The 14,424-nt window shown below is 33.9% G+C and carries 11 protein-coding genes and 2 tRNA genes; 7 read left to right on the forward strand and 6 right to left on the reverse strand.

Features of this window, described 5'->3' with window-relative positions; genetic code table 11:
* Positions 1-36 precede the first annotated feature (36 nt).
* Entirely contained in the window at positions 37-1,050 is a 1,014-nt protein-coding gene (gene galE / locus ACIQ2Z_RS04030; RefSeq protein ID WP_396182877.1) for a UDP-glucose 4-epimerase GalE, read from the reverse strand.
* Positions 1,051-1,061: 11 nt separating this feature from the next.
* Entirely contained in the window at positions 1,062-2,192 is a 1,131-nt protein-coding gene (locus tag ACIQ2Z_RS04035; RefSeq protein WP_396182878.1) for a DegT/DnrJ/EryC1/StrS family aminotransferase, read from the reverse strand.
* A 138-nt stretch (positions 2,193-2,330) separates the two neighbouring features.
* Here ACIQ2Z_RS04035 and ACIQ2Z_RS04040 point away from each other — a divergent pair, with 138 nt between their 5' ends.
* The 4 genes from ACIQ2Z_RS04040 (at position 2,331) to ACIQ2Z_RS04055 (ending at position 6,638) form a co-directional block, all read left to right on the forward strand.
* Entirely contained in the window at positions 2,331-3,617 is a 1,287-nt protein-coding gene (locus tag ACIQ2Z_RS04040) for a 3-deoxy-D-manno-octulosonic acid transferase (RefSeq protein WP_396182879.1), read from the forward strand.
* On the forward strand, positions 3,604-4,050 hold the full coding sequence (locus ACIQ2Z_RS04045) for a GNAT family N-acetyltransferase (RefSeq protein ID WP_396182880.1): 447 nt from the start codon (positions 3,604-3,606) through the stop codon (positions 4,048-4,050). The genes ACIQ2Z_RS04040 and ACIQ2Z_RS04045 overlap by 14 nt, the downstream gene beginning before the upstream one ends.
* A gap of 24 nt (positions 4,051-4,074) precedes the next feature.
* A complete protein-coding gene (locus ACIQ2Z_RS04050; protein WP_396182881.1) occupies positions 4,075-6,231 on the forward strand; it encodes a S46 family peptidase in 2,157 nt (718 codons plus the stop codon).
* Positions 6,232-6,422: 191 nt separating this feature from the next.
* The gene (locus ACIQ2Z_RS04055) at positions 6,423-6,638 is read left to right on the forward strand and encodes a hypothetical protein (protein WP_396182882.1); all 216 of its coding nucleotides are present in this window, start codon (positions 6,423-6,425) and stop codon (positions 6,636-6,638) included.
* 136 nt (positions 6,639-6,774) lie between these two features.
* On the opposite strand, the gene ACIQ2Z_RS04060 is transcribed toward ACIQ2Z_RS04055, so the two are convergent.
* Positions 6,775-7,326, reverse strand: coding sequence for a hypothetical protein (locus ACIQ2Z_RS04060; protein ID WP_396182883.1), 552 nt, complete (start codon positions 7,324-7,326; stop codon positions 6,775-6,777).
* Between the two features lie 472 nt (positions 7,327-7,798).
* Between ACIQ2Z_RS04060 and ACIQ2Z_RS04065 the strand changes: the two genes are divergently transcribed.
* On the forward strand, positions 7,799-8,257 hold the full coding sequence (locus tag ACIQ2Z_RS04065) for a hypothetical protein (RefSeq protein WP_396182884.1): 459 nt from the start codon (positions 7,799-7,801) through the stop codon (positions 8,255-8,257).
* A gap of 383 nt (positions 8,258-8,640) precedes the next feature.
* Here ACIQ2Z_RS04065 and ACIQ2Z_RS04070 read toward each other — a convergent pair.
* The 3 genes from ACIQ2Z_RS04070 to mutS form a co-directional block, all read right to left on the reverse strand.
* A tRNA-Leu gene (locus ACIQ2Z_RS04070) sits at positions 8,641-8,726 on the reverse strand.
* A gap of 37 nt (positions 8,727-8,763) precedes the next feature.
* Positions 8,764-8,836, reverse strand: a tRNA-Gly gene (locus ACIQ2Z_RS04075).
* 135 nt (positions 8,837-8,971) lie between these two features.
* Entirely contained in the window at positions 8,972-11,542 is a 2,571-nt protein-coding gene (mutS, locus tag ACIQ2Z_RS04080; RefSeq protein WP_396182911.1) for a DNA mismatch repair protein MutS, read from the reverse strand.
* 158 nt (positions 11,543-11,700) lie between these two features.
* On the opposite strand from mutS, the gene ACIQ2Z_RS04085 reads away from it, so the two are divergent.
* Together ACIQ2Z_RS04085 and ACIQ2Z_RS04090 are read left to right on the forward strand one after the other, a co-directional pair.
* Positions 11,701-12,234 (forward strand): RNA methyltransferase, encoded by a 534-nt coding sequence (locus tag ACIQ2Z_RS04085; RefSeq protein WP_396182885.1) that lies wholly within the window; start codon positions 11,701-11,703, stop codon positions 12,232-12,234.
* Between the two features lie 53 nt (positions 12,235-12,287).
* Positions 12,288-14,423: a T9SS type B sorting domain-containing protein gene (locus ACIQ2Z_RS04090; RefSeq protein ID WP_396182886.1), complete on the forward strand. Its 2,136-nt coding sequence runs from the start codon at positions 12,288-12,290 to the stop codon at positions 14,421-14,423.
* Position 14,424: the final 1 nt, after the last annotated feature.

Raw genomic sequence — 14,424 nt, forward strand, 5'->3', positions numbered from 1 at the left:
TCCACTTTAGACTTTTAATGCTTTTATTTAAAAAACTTAACTTCTAATTTTTTGTTCCCATTTCCAAGCACTCGCCAAACTTTCTTCTAACGTGGATTGCGCTTTCCAGCCTAAAACATTATTTGCTTTGTCGGTGTTAGCATAAGCCGATGTAATATCACCTTCTCTCCTACCCACAATTTTATAAGGTAATTTTTTACTGGAAACTTTTTCAAAAGTAGTAATAACTTCCAAAACAGAACTTCCTGTTCCTGTTCCAAGATTGAACGTTTCTATTTTTGATACATTTTTCTTTTCGATTAATCGTTGTAACGCAACTACGTGAGCTTTTGCCAAATCGACTACGTGAATATAATCGCGAATCGCTGTTCCGTCAGGTGTTGGATAATCATCGCCGTAAACGGATAATTCTTGACGTAGTCCAATTCCAGTTTGTGTGATGAATGGCACTAAATTTTGAGGAACACCTATTGGCAATTCGCCAATTTCTGCCGTTGGATGAGCACCAATTGGATTAAAATAACGCAGAAGAATTGAATTGATATTAGAAACTTTTACCACATCTGTAATAATTTCCTCACCAATTTGCTTTGTATTTCCATAAGGCGACCTGGCAGGTTGAACCGATGCGTATTCTGTAATTGGCATCTTTTCGGCTTGACCATAAACCGTACACGAAGAACTGAAAATAAAATGAGCTTCTGTTTTTTGTTGTAATTCTTGTAAAATATAAACCAGTGCATTGATGTTATTTTCATAATACAACAACGGATTTTCAACACTTTCACCAACTGCTTTGGAAGCAGCAAAATGAATTACACCCGATACATCGTTATGTTTTTTGAAAAAATTTTGGACCGAAGTTTTATCGCGTAAATCCATTTGTTCAAAAAGTGGTTTCTTTCCGGTAATGTTGGTAATTCGATCTAAAACTTCAATCGAAGAATTAGATAAATTATCGATAATAATAGGTTCAAAACCTACATTTTGCAATTCTACAACAGTGTGAGAACCTATAAATCCTAGGCCTCCGGTTACTAATACTTTCATTTTTTAAATGATTAGTTGAAAAATTCTAAAACAGAATCGGTTATAAATTTAATTTGTTGGTCGTCCAATTCTGTATGCATTGGTAGTGAAATTACTTCTTTCACTAATTGATTGGTGATCGGAAAATCTTCTTCTTTATATCGCGAATCGATATAAGCTTTTTGCAAATGCAAGGGAATTGGATAATAAATAGCACACGGTATTCCTTTGCTAAGTAAATAATCCATTAAACCATTACGGTCGCCGTCAATAATTCTCAACGTATATTGATGAAAAACATGACAATCACAAACATCACAAATAGTTGGAGCAATAATATTTTTATGCCCTTCAAATGCTTTTGAATATTTTCGGGCTGCATTTTGACGGGCTGCATTATACCCGTCTAATAAAAATAATTTTGTGTTCAATACTGCCGCTTGAATACTATCTAATCTTGAATTTACACCTACTACATCATGATGATATCGAACATACATGCCATGATTAACAATTCCGCGTATGGTATGAGCTAACGCATCATCGTTTGTAAAAATTGCTCCTCCATCACCATAACAACCTAAATTTTTTGATGGAAAAAAAGAAGTAGCTCCAACATGACCAATCGTTCCTGCTTTCTTTTTAGTTCCATCAGAAAAACGGCAATTAGCTCCAATCGCTTGAGCATTATCTTCAATAACATATAAATTATGTTCATTTGCAATTTGCATAATGGCTTCCATGTTGGCGGCTCTTCCAAATAAATGAACAGGAACAATTGCTTTTGTTTTTGGAGTAATTGCTTTTCTAATTCCCTCAAGCGATATATTCATATTCACTAAGTCAACATCTACCAAAACAGGTGTTAATTGTAATAACGCAATCACTTCCGCGGTTGCTGCAAAAGTAAAATCAGCCGTAATTACTTCATCATCGGGTTGCAAACCCAATCCCATCATAGCAATTTGAAGTGCATCGGTTCCGTTTGCACAAGGAATTACGTGCTTTACGTCTAAATATTCTTCTAAATTTTTTTGAAATTCGTGAACCTTAGGACCGTTAATATAGGTTGTTGTATCCAAAACTTCTTGAATTGAAGCATCAACGGTGGTTTTAATTTTATCGTATTGACTTTTTAAGTCAACCATTTGAAGTTTTCTCATATCAGTATCAATTAATGTTTTATCTAATCAGGAGTAAACCTACCTGACTCATTTCAACTAACAAAAGTAATTATTTGCGGGTGGATAACAATGGAAATTCTAGAAAGTAATGTATTTTAGCCTCACAATTTTTTACACATGTTTGATATTTATTCTTTCTTGGTTTCAGTAGCCGGATTTTTTCTAAAAATCGTAGCTCTTTTCAGCCCAAAAATAAAACTGTTTGTTGATGGAAGAAAAACTGTTTTTGAAACACTTTCACAAAGCATTTCAAAACAAGAGGCTAGCATTTGGTTTCATGCGGCTTCTTTGGGAGAATTTGAGCAAGGATTGCCTGTGATGGAAAAAATTAAAGTTTTATATCCGAAGCATAAAATTATTGTGACCTTTTTTTCTCCTTCAGGATATGAAATTCGAAAAAATAATACCATTGCCGACGTTACCGTTTACCTACCCCTTGACACAAGGAAAAATGCTAAATTATTTATCGATTTAGTCCATCCGGAATTAGTATTCTTTATTAAATATGAATTTTGGCCGAATTACTTAAACGAATTAAAATCCCGAAACATCAAAACGTATTTAATTTCAGGCATTTTTAGAGAAGATCAAGCTTTTTTCAAATGGTACGGGGGTTTTTATCTAAATGCATTAAAATCGTTTGATCATTTTTTTGTTCAGAATGAAAAATCAAAAAAATTAGTACAGCAATTGGGTTTTCAAAATGTAAAAATTTCAGGAGACACACGTTTTGATCGCGTGGTTTCGATTTTGAAAAGAGACAATACACTAGATTTTATCAAAGAATTCAAAGACAACACAACCACTATTGTCATTGGAAGTTCTTGGCCAAAAGACGAAGAATTATTGGTGAATTTCATTAATAATTCAACTGAAAAGATAAAATTTATTATTGCACCACATACTATCAAACCAGAACAAATTGTGGAATTGCAAAAATCGATTACGAAAAAATCAATTTTATATACCGATTTATTTCCCGCACAGACGTTGCATGTAACGCATTCCGCAGAGACGTTGCATGCAACGTCTCTACAAGAATACGATGTATTCATCATCGACATCATTGGCATCTTAACCAAAATCTATAGTTACGCTGATATTGCATATGTTGGCGGAGGATTTGGAAACCCTGGTGTTCACAATATTTTGGAACCGGCCACTTTTGGCATTCCAATTGTAATCGGGCCAAATTATGCTCACTTTGCTGAAGCAACAGCTTTAGTGGATTTAGAAGGCTGTGTTTCTATTTCAAGTCAAAATGAGTTAAATGATGCCTTCTCAAATTTAATTTTGAATCGTGACATTCGTAATGAAAAAGGACATATTTGTAGCACTTTTGTACAAATGAATAAAGGAGCAACTGCCGTTATTTTGAAGCTTATTGAAAATGACCACTTATAATCCAATCTCTATTTCCGATATTGAAAACATCATCCAATTGATGGGCGAATTCTATCGAATTGACAATTACCCATTTGACATGAAAATTTCCAGAGAACTCTTTAATCAATTCCTTACAGACGAAAATCTGGGAAAAGCTTGGCTGATTTTATATCAAAATGAAATTGTTGGTTATGTAATTCTAACCTATGTTTTCAGTTTTGAATACCAGGGTAAAATTGCCTTTTTAGATGAAATATACATCAGAGAAAACGCTCGTGGCAAAGGAATTGGAAAAGAAACAATTGCGTTTATTCAACAAGAAGCTCCTAAATTATCGTTAAAAATCATCTATTTGGAAGTTGAATCACATAATGATGCGGCTCAAAAATTGTATATTGCAAACGATTTCGCCATTCACAAGCGAAAATTACTCAAATACACAGTCAATTAACAGATTATCTAAAATTTAAGCATTATGAAATTTTTTCGCATACTCTTATTATTCCTTTCTGTTTCTGCATTTGCCCAACAGGGAGGCATGTGGATTCCCTCTTTATTAGAAGGAATGAACGAAAAAGAAATGAAATCACTTGGCATGAAAATGTCGGCCAAAGACATTTATGATGTTAACAAATCTAGTATGAAAGATGCTGTACCTCAATTTAATGGAGGTTGTACATCAGAAGTAATTTCATCCAAAGGACTCATATTAACGAATCATCATTGTGGATATGGTCAAATTCAATCCCATTCAACCGTAGAAAATGATTATTTGGAAAAAGGATTTTGGGCGATGAGTTTGGAGGAAGAATTACCTAATCCGGGTTTAGTGGTCACCTTTATTGTAAAAATTGAGGATGTCACTTCTAAAGTTTTAGAAAATACGCAAACTATTTCCAATGAAGCCAACAAACAAAAGAAAATCCAGGAAAATATCGCTTCTTTAACCAATTCATTACCCAAAGAAAGCTGGCAAGAAAACAGAATCAGAGCTTTTTTTGACGGCAATCAATACATTTGGTATGTGGTAGAGACTTTTAAAGATGTTCGTTTAGTGGGTGCTCCGCCGTCATCGATTGGAAAATTTGGATCAGATACAGACAATTGGGTTTGGCCGCGTCATACAGGAGATTTTTCTTTATTTAGAATTTATGCAGACAAAAACAACCGCCCGGCTGAGTATTCAAAAGACAATGTTCCTTACACTCCTAAACATTATTTTCCTGTTTCCATAAGTGGTGTTCAAGAAAATGATTTTACCATGGTTTTTGGTTATCCGGGAAGAACGCAGGAATATTTACCTGCCGTTGCCGTGGAACAACTTGTAAACGAATTAAATCCTGCCAAAATTGAAGTCCGCGATGCTGCCCTGAAAGTACAAGATGGTTTTATGCGAAAAGACAAAGCCATTAAAATTCAATATGCCGCAAAATATGCATCAGTTGCCAATTATTGGAAAAAATGGATTGGGGAAACGAGAGGTTTAAAGAAATCAAATGCCGTTCAAATTAAAAGAGATTTTGAAAAAGATTTCATGACCAAAGTAACTAATGCCGGCAAACAAGCGGAATACGGAAATGTACTTTCAGAATTTGAGGCTAACTATAAAGCGATTACCCCTTATGCTTTAAGTCGTGATTATTTTATAGAGGTAGTAATGCGAAATACTGAATTATTGAGTTTTGGGTATCGATTATACCAATTAGAAACCATTTATACAACTCGCGGTGAAAAAGCATTTAATGACCGAAAAGCAAATTTGATAGAAGGTTTTGATGAATTATATAAAGATTTCAATGCCAATGTAGATGAAAAAGTAATGGAGCAACTTCTTGAAATTTATGCCACCAAATCACCAAAAGAATTTTTACCGCAGGAATTCGTGAACCAAGATTTAAAAGCTAAAACTGACGAAATTTTTAAAACATCAAAATTGACCAATTACAATGGACTGAAAGAATTATTAAGTGGTGATGCAAAAACGGTATTGGAGTCTATGAATAAAGACAGTGGATTTGTTTTTGTGAAAATGTTAGCTGAAGCTTACACTAAAAATGTTGTTCCAAAATATGAGGAATTAAATTTGAAAAATACTGCTTTGCAACGCACGTATATGAAAGGAATTTTGGAATTAAGCCCAAAAGAAGCCAGAATATTTCCAGATGCCAATTCAACTTTGCGATTAACTTATGGAAAAGTAAAGGGTTATGCCCCGAGTGATGCTGTATATTATAGTCCGGTTACTTATTTAGAAGGAGTAATGGAAAAATATATTCCGGGCGATTATGAATTTGATGTTTCTCCAAAGTTAATCGAGCTATACGCTAAAAAAGACTATGGCCCATATGCCGAAAATGGAAAATTACCGGTAAATTTTATTGGAACAAATCATACTACAGGTGGAAACTCAGGTAGCCCGGCTATCGATGCATATGGAAATTTAATTGGATTAAATTTTGACCGCGTTTGGGAAGGAACCATGAGCGATGTTTATTATGACCCTGCCATTTGCAGAAACATTATGGTAGACGTTCGTTATATTCTTTTTGTAATAGATAAATATGCAGGAGCCAAGTATTTAGTTGATGAAATGAAAGTAGTACAGCCAAAAAAGAAGAAAAAATCAAAGTAAAAAGTAATATTGATTTTTCAAACGCTAAAACGTCAATTTTTAAATCAGAATTATCTTAGATTGACTTACTCAAACGTTTGAAAAACAAATAGTTTATTTTTTTTTAAAATATTTTACTAAAATATTTTGTTGAACCAAAAAATTTATATCTTTGCCCTGAATTAATAATTAACCTTTTATAATTTAGTAAGATGAAAAAAGTAATTTTAAGTTTAGTATTTGTTGCTGCTTTAACTGTAGTATCTTGTAAAGAAAAAGAAGCTGAAGTAGTTGAAGAAGTTGTAACTGAAGAAGTTGTTGCTCCTGTTGTAGAAGAAGTTGCTCCTGTAGTTGATTCTGCTGCTGCTGCTGTTGAAGCTGCTGCTGCAACTGCTGTTGACGCTGCTACTGAAGCTGTAACTAAGTAATTAGTTGTAAACTAAGACAAAAAAATCAATCCTGAACGTTGTTCAGGATTTTTTTGTTTAAAAATTTACCAATTAAAAAAAGCTCCGATAGAAAATTATCTACCGGAGCTTTTTATATTACTTGAATTGCTTCTAATTAAAAAGTATAACCTACTTTAATTCCAAAACGTCCGGCCCACTCGTCTACATTTTTGTTATCCACAAATCCGGATCCTTTCATTTGAATGACCCATTGAACTCCAACACTAGGGTCGATTGATAAATTTTCCCCAAATTTAAATTTGTAACCTACCGTTGGACTAAAAAAGCTAAAATAAGAATAAGTCCCCTTTTGTCCACTTTCTTCAAACTTAATATTACCGTAAGCCAACGTATTTTGAGAATAAACGCCTGAATCTTTTTTATTAAAATAACCTCTACTGCCTAATTCAATTACATAACCGTCACCGTCAACCTCATTTATTCCTGGAGCGTCGTAAGTCATCGTTCCATAACCTACATTTAAAATAGAGGAAGAACCTTCTAAACCGGCTATTCCCGAATAATTCAACTCAAAACTGAGTCCATACTGAGTCGGTTCTGACCATAAATAATAGGGTGATACGGTGATGTTTGGTTTTTTATCATCATCCTGTGCAAATCCTATCGCACACAAAAGCAGCAAAGCAGCTGTAGAAATTTTTTTCATTTGATTGAGATTTAAATTGATATTCAAATGTATGAAAATATCTCCACTATCAAAAAATGGATCACTTTTTTAATTGTTTGTGTAGAAATAAAAAAGCTCCATCTGTAAAACAAATGAAGCTTTTGTTCCTAAGTTTCGGAATCAAGGCGGTCCCGAAGCTTCGGGATTGAACCCTCACTAATTTATAATTTCAATAATATATCTTCTAAAATTGAAGGATAAACAATAACTTTTTCAAGAAATTTTCGAGATTTCATTCGCTTGATAAAGCGTTCTAATACGTAAGCTTTTTTACTATTCTCACACTCAAATTTCAATTTTAATTTCCAAGGAATATCTAATATAACGAATAATGTATGGTAGTTTCTTTTTTCGCATTTATCAAAAGTATTAAAATTTAATGTGTTACAGAAATCCGTAAAAGGATATGAATTGAATTAATTACCTTTGAGTAACTTCAAAAATCAACAAAATGAAAAAAATTAGTTTTATTTTAATTGCGTTACTCTTTACAAATTTTTTCTATGCTCAAAAGAAACGAGTTACTATTTCAGAATCTAAAATTGGAGGACTATCAAATAGTTATACTAAATCCATTAATTTGGAAACAAAAGATACAATTTATTCAGTATTTAGTGGTTTTCAAAACGAAGAGTATAAAACAATAACTGATATTAAATACATAGCGTTTTCAAATAATGAAAATTTACAAGAATTTATCAAAGATTTAAAAAATGTGTTAATTGAAATGGAATCAAAAGTTAGTATAAGTTGGAAAAGAGAATATTATAAATTGGATTTGTATGACTTTAGCAATGAATTATATCTTCAAGAAGCTCCTAAAAAAGGAAAAGGATATACACTTCTAACAAAAAATCAAGTTTCAGAATACATTGTATGGCTTGAAACAATTGATTTTGGCAAAGGATAATAACTAATTATGTATTTTTAAATAACAAAAGGCGAACCATAACGGAACGCCTTTTTTTGTTAAAACTAATTTGAATTTTAATACAAAAGATATTTTCAAAAATTAATATTTCCCTATCTCATCGCGTATATAAAATCATTATTGATTTTTTTTGATTTTTATTGATTTTATTAATCAACTTTTTTTAAATAATATCTCACTATCTGTTCGCGTGTATAATTATTTAAAATACAACGAATCGAACACCCCTAAAAAAGGAATCCTTTTAACTTGAAAGTAAGTAAAAAATAGGGCGGTTTTGAAATTGTTTGGCAAATGTTTGGCAAAAGGGAAATAAAAAAACCGCAAACACTTATTTTATAAAGGTTTACGGTTTTTCTGTGTACTCAAGGCGGGACTTGAACCCGCACGAACATTACTGTTCACTGGATTTTAAGTCCAGCGTGTCTACCAATTCCACCACTCGAGCTTGATACAAGTAAACTACTTGCACTATTAGATAGAAGAGCGAAAAACGGGATTCGAACCCGCGACCTCCACCTTGGCAAGGTGGCGCTCTACCAACTGAGCTATTTTCGCATTCAAATTTTTATAAGAACAGCACCACTTATTCAGTAATGCGGATGCAAATGTACTATAATTATTTACTTTTACAAGTGTTTTTTTGAAAAAAATCAAACTGTAAAAGTAACTTTTTGAATGCTAATTCAATAGCTATTGCTTTTTAATCAACATTCGTTTAATTTCGTTCAATTTCATCAAGGCCTCTACCGGAGTTAAGGTATTGATGTCAATGTTTAAAATTTCCTCTTTGATTTCCTCTAATAAAGGATCGTCTAAATTAAAAAAGCTGAGTTGTAATTCATCTTTACTAGATTTTATACCGGATAATTCCTCACTAGAATGATTTTTTTCTAATTTCTTTAATATTTTCTGAGCCTTTTGGATAACCGTTTGGGGCATTCCGGCCATCTTTGCTACATGAATTCCAAAACTGTGAGCGGTACCTCCTTTTACTAATTTTCTAATAAAAAGCACCGTATCTTTTAATTCCTTTACAGAAACATTGAAATTATGCACCCGTTCAAATGTCACTTCCATTTCATTTAATTCGTGATAATGAGTTGCAAATAACGTTTTTGGTCGATTAGGATGCTCATGCAAATATTCAGCAATAGCCCACGCAATTGAAATACCGTCATATGTACTGGTTCCTCGCCCGATTTCATCCAATAAAACCAAACTTCGTTCAGAAATATTGTTCAAAATCGAAGCGGTTTCATTCATCTCCACCATAAAAGTTGATTCGCCCATCGAAATATTATCGCTTGCTCCTACTCGGGTAAAAATCTTATCAACAATCCCCATGCATACAGCTTCTGCAGGAACAAAACTTCCCATTTGGGCTAATAACACAATTAAAGCCGTTTGGCGTAAAATAGCCGACTTACCGGACATATTAGGCCCGGTAATCATAATAATTTGTTGAGAATCTCTGTCTAAAAAAACATCATTGGCAATGTAAGGAATACCAACTGGCAATTGTTTTTCAATCACTGGATGTCTACCATTGGTAATCACTAACTCATATGAATCATCCAAAATAGGTCGAACATACTTATTCTCTATGGCCAGTTGCGTGAAAGAATTCAAACAATCCAATTGAGCTATCAAACCGGCATTTAACTGAACAGGTTTTATGTATGTCCCAATCCAAATGACCAATTCTTCAAATAATTGTGTTTCTATGAGATGAATTTTATCTTCAGCCCCAAGAATTTTTGTTTCGTATTCCTTTAATTCTTCGGTGATATATCGTTCTGCATTAACCAAAGTTTGTTTTCTGATCCATTCGGGTGGGACTTTATCTTTGTGTGTGTTTCGAACTTCAATATAGTATCCAAAAACATTATTAAACGATATTTTTAAGGAAGAAATTCCGGTTCTTTGTGATTCTCTAGTCTCTATTCCTTCTAAATACACTTTCCCGGAGGTAGAAATAGTTCTTAACTCATCTAATTCAGTGTTAATCCCTTTTGCAATAGCATTCCCTTTGTTGATGGAAACCGGTGCTTCGGAGTTTAAGGTGGTTTTAATTTTTTCCCGCAATAAATCACAGCTGTGCAAGCTATCGCCTATAGCTCTCAAGGATTCATTTGAACTAGCTAGGGCCAAAGTTTTAATTGGAATAATTGCGTCCAACGAATAACACAAATTCATCACTTCCCGAGGAGATACTTTTCCAGTTGCAACTTTTGATATCAATCGTTCTAAATCAGAAATTTGCTTAATTTGACTTTGAATTTGCTGTAGGACTTCTGAATTTTCTTTTAAAAAAGAGACTACTTCATGTCGGGATTGTATTTTGATTATATCTTTTAATGGCAAAGCAAGCCATCGCTTTAAAAGTCGGGACCCCATTGGCGAAAGCGTTTTGTCAATGACATCCAACAATGTTACCGCATTGGGATTTGTACTATGGTATAATTCTAAATTTCTTATTGTAAAACGATCCATCCAAACATAAGCATCTTCTGCAATACGCTGAATTGACGTAATGTGTTGAATTTTATTATGTTGTGTTTCTGACAAGTAATACAAAACAGCTCCTGATGCCACAATACCTTCTTGTAAATCTTCGATACCAAATCCTTTTAAAGAATTTGTTTGAAAATGTTTTGCCAATACTTCCTTGCCATAATCTTCATTATAAACCCAATCTTCAAGAAAAAAAGTATGGTAATCTTCCCCGAAAACCTCTCTGAAATGTTGTTTATGATTTTTGGTGACTAAAATTTCGCTGGGTATAAAATTTTGCAATAATTTATCGATGTATTCCTCATTTCCTTGTGCCGTTAAAAATTCTCCTGTAGAAACATCTAAAAAAGAAATTCCAATTTGCTTTTTTCCAAAATAAACCGAGGCCAAAAAATTATTTGATTTAGACTGTAAAACTTCATCGTTCATTGAAACTCCGGGTGTAACCAATTCAGTTACGCCTCGTTTCACAATTGTTTTAGTCATTTTTGGATCCTCTAATTGATCACAAATGGCCACTCGAAGACCTGCTTTAACTAATTTAGGCAAATAGGTATTTAGAGAATGATGAGGAAAACCAGCCAAAGCTGTTTCAGTTTCGGAACCTGCTCCACGTTTCGTTAAGACGATGCCTAATATTTGCGAGGCTCTAACCGCATCTTCTCCAAAAGTTTCATAGAAATCCCCTACTCGAAACAACAAACAAGCATCCGGATACTTTCGTTTTATTTCGTTGTATTGTTTCATTAAAGGAGTTTCCTTAGGCTCTTTGACGATAGTGACTTTGGCTGACAAGTTGATTGGTTTTAGGTTTGGATTCAAAAATACGGAAATAAAGTTTCAATGGCAAAAATCAATATCAATATCAAATATTGAATTTCAAATTCATTTCTTAATTTTGTCCAATGAGAAAATTAGCTAATTCCGAACTAGAGCGAAAAAACATAAATGAGTTTAAAGACGCAAAAAAAACGCCCATTATTATAATTTTAGACGACATAAGAAGTCTGCATAACATTGGTTCCGTTTTTAGAACGTCAGATGCTTTTTTGATTGAAAAAATTTACTTGTGTGGAATTACTGCAACTCCTCCTAATAAAGAAATTCACAAGACTGCTTTAGGGGCAACAGAAACTGTGGAATGGGAATATCAGAAAAATATTTTAGATGTTATTACAAAATTAAAAGCACTTAAAGTTGCTATTTACGCCATAGAACAAGTAGAAAATTCTACACTACTGCAAGATTTTAAGGTGGATTTGAACAAAAAATATGCTTTGGTTTTTGGCAATGAAGTAAAAGGTGTTTCACAAGAAGCTATTCAACTTTGTAAAGGAGTAATAGAAATTCCGCAACTTGGAACCAAACACTCCTTAAACATCTCCGTAAGTGCTGGGATTGTGGTTTGGGATTTGTTTCAAAAATTATCTAATACCTAATTAAATTCGATTTTATAAACTAAAATCTTGTAATAATTTCTTACTTTTACAGTATGAATAGTCTGTCGACAAAACTTTTAATATTAATTCCACTCTTTTTTATTTTTTTAAAAGTTTTTCCTTCTTTTACTGGTTTTGAGTTTGCTTATTCCAAAAAAGCATTACCTCGAAGTTCCCTTTTAAATAGTGCTCCAATTTTAACCGCAACAGGAAATCAGGTTTATTGTCCTGGAACACAAATGAAAATTGTAACAGACATGACCATTGTTGACCCTGATGATAACGGAATTGATGCTATCTATATTCAAATTTCTTCCGGATATGTGAGTGGTCAGGATTTATTGAGTCTTACCGGAAATCACCCAACACTTACCAGCAGTTGGAATACCCTCACAGGGAAATTAACTTTAGCCAGTGCTTCTACGCAACCTACTTACAATAACTTAATTGCAGCTATAAAAGATGTTGTCTTTTCAAATTCTTCAGCTAATCCTCCCGGAATAAGAACTTTTTCAATCACTGTAGGTCAAGCCAATTATTTACCCTCAAATGGTCACTATTATCAATATGTCCCAAATATTGGAATTACTTGGTCAAGTGCAAAATCAGCCGCACAAGCAAGTACATATTATGGGTTACAAGGTTATTTAGCGACCATTACTGCGGCTGACGAAGCTCAACTTTCGGGAGAGCAAGCAGCCGGTGCAGGATGGATTGGCGGTAGTGATGAACAAACAGAAGGCGTATGGCGTTGGATGACCGGTCCTGAAATTGGTTCAGTTTTTTGGAACGGTGGTGTCAATGGTTCCTCTCCAAATTTTGCTTTTTGGAATAGCGGAGAACCTAATAATCTAGGTGATGAAAATTATGCCCATGTCACTGCTCCGGGAGTTGGCATTAATGGTTCTTGGAACGATTTATCAAACTCAGGAGGTACTAGTGGCAATTACCAACCCAAAGGCTATATCGTAGAATATGGCGGAATGCCCGGAGATCCTGTTTTACAAATTTCCACTAGCTCGACCATTGTGATTCCATCGATTACTTCAACAGTAGCACAAAGCAGATGTGGAAATGGAACAGTTAACTTAAGTGCAACTGCATCAAACGGCACTGTAAAATGGTATACAAATCCAACAGGAGGAACACCCATTGCAACCGGAAACAATTTTACAACGCCGGTAGTTTTATCAACCACATCCTATTATGTTGACGCTTTTGAATCGAACTGCACTACAGCAACGAGAGCAGTAGTTAACGCCACAATTATTCCAATTCCAATTATAACAGTCACTCCACCCGCAACAGTTTGTGGAAATAATTCAACCGTGCTTGTTGCATCAACCTCAGCTGGTGCAATAAGTTGGTATGATAGCGCTTTTGGAGGGACATCACTTGTAACCGGAACTAATTTCACTACACCAAATCTTACTCAGAATACTACTTACTATGTAGAGGCAACAAATAATGGCTGCTCATCCGGAAACAGACTCCCGGTTGTAGTAACTATTTTTGACATTCCTGAGGTTTCAGACGAAAATAAAATTCTTTGTGAAGGCATTCCGTTAACGTTAGATGCCGGAATTTTAAATGTTTCCTATCTCTGGTCAACTGGAGAAACCACACAAACTATTCAAATTACAGATGAGTCTGATTATTCCGTCATTGTCACTTCCCTGCCTCCGGAGAATTGTCCGAACACAAAACATTTTTTTATCACAACACATACTGCCCCAATTATTGAAGAAATTTTAGTAACAAACCAAACGGCTACTATACTTATTTCCGGCATAGGGGAATTTGAATATTCAATTGATGGCTACAGCTATCAAGATTCAAACGTATTTGCCGTAGAAGAAGGAGGATTATATACCGTTTATGTCAGAGAAAAATATGATTGTGGTGAAGACACTGATCAATTTGTAGTAATCAATATTCCTAAATTTTTCACCCCGAACAATGATGGTTTTAATGATGTTTTAACCATTAAAGGAATTGAATACTTTCCAAATGCTTCACTGACTATTTTTGATCGGTATGGTAAATTTATTAAAAAAATTGACCAAACAAACCCAGATTGGAATGGCACTTTAAATGGTGAAAAATTACCGTCAAATGATTATTGGTATGTTTTAAAAACAGGTGATGGTAGACCTGATAGAAAAGGTCACTTTTCAATAATTAGATAAA

Source organism: Flavobacterium sp., from assembly GCF_044361015.1.
Lineage (GTDB): Bacteria > Bacteroidota > Bacteroidia > Flavobacteriales > Flavobacteriaceae > Flavobacterium.

What these genes read in the sequence shown, in the direction of transcription:
- galE (WP_396182877.1), bottom strand. Translation starts at nt 1,050, where the DNA reads ATGAAAGTATTAGTAACCGGAGGCCTAGGATTTATAGGTTCTCACACT.
- ACIQ2Z_RS04035 (WP_396182878.1), bottom strand. Translation starts at nt 2,192, where the DNA reads ATGAGAAAACTTCAAATGGTTGACTTAAAAAGTCAATACGATAAAATT.
- ACIQ2Z_RS04040 (WP_396182879.1), top strand. Translation starts at nt 2,331, where the DNA reads ATGTTTGATATTTATTCTTTCTTGGTTTCAGTAGCCGGATTTTTTCTA.
- ACIQ2Z_RS04045 (WP_396182880.1), top strand. Translation starts at nt 3,604, where the DNA reads ATGACCACTTATAATCCAATCTCTATTTCCGATATTGAAAACATCATC.
- ACIQ2Z_RS04050 (WP_396182881.1), top strand. Translation starts at nt 4,075, where the DNA reads ATGAAATTTTTTCGCATACTCTTATTATTCCTTTCTGTTTCTGCATTT.
- ACIQ2Z_RS04055 (WP_396182882.1), top strand. Translation starts at nt 6,423, where the DNA reads ATGAAAAAAGTAATTTTAAGTTTAGTATTTGTTGCTGCTTTAACTGTA.
- ACIQ2Z_RS04060 (WP_396182883.1), bottom strand. Translation starts at nt 7,326, where the DNA reads ATGAAAAAAATTTCTACAGCTGCTTTGCTGCTTTTGTGTGCGATAGGA.
- ACIQ2Z_RS04065 (WP_396182884.1), top strand. Translation starts at nt 7,799, where the DNA reads ATGAAAAAAATTAGTTTTATTTTAATTGCGTTACTCTTTACAAATTTT.
- mutS (WP_396182911.1), bottom strand. Translation starts at nt 11,542, where the DNA reads ATGAAACAATACAACGAAATAAAACGAAAGTATCCGGATGCTTGTTTG.
- ACIQ2Z_RS04085 (WP_396182885.1), top strand. Translation starts at nt 11,701, where the DNA reads ATGAGAAAATTAGCTAATTCCGAACTAGAGCGAAAAAACATAAATGAG.
- ACIQ2Z_RS04090 (WP_396182886.1), top strand. Translation starts at nt 12,288, where the DNA reads ATGAATAGTCTGTCGACAAAACTTTTAATATTAATTCCACTCTTTTTT.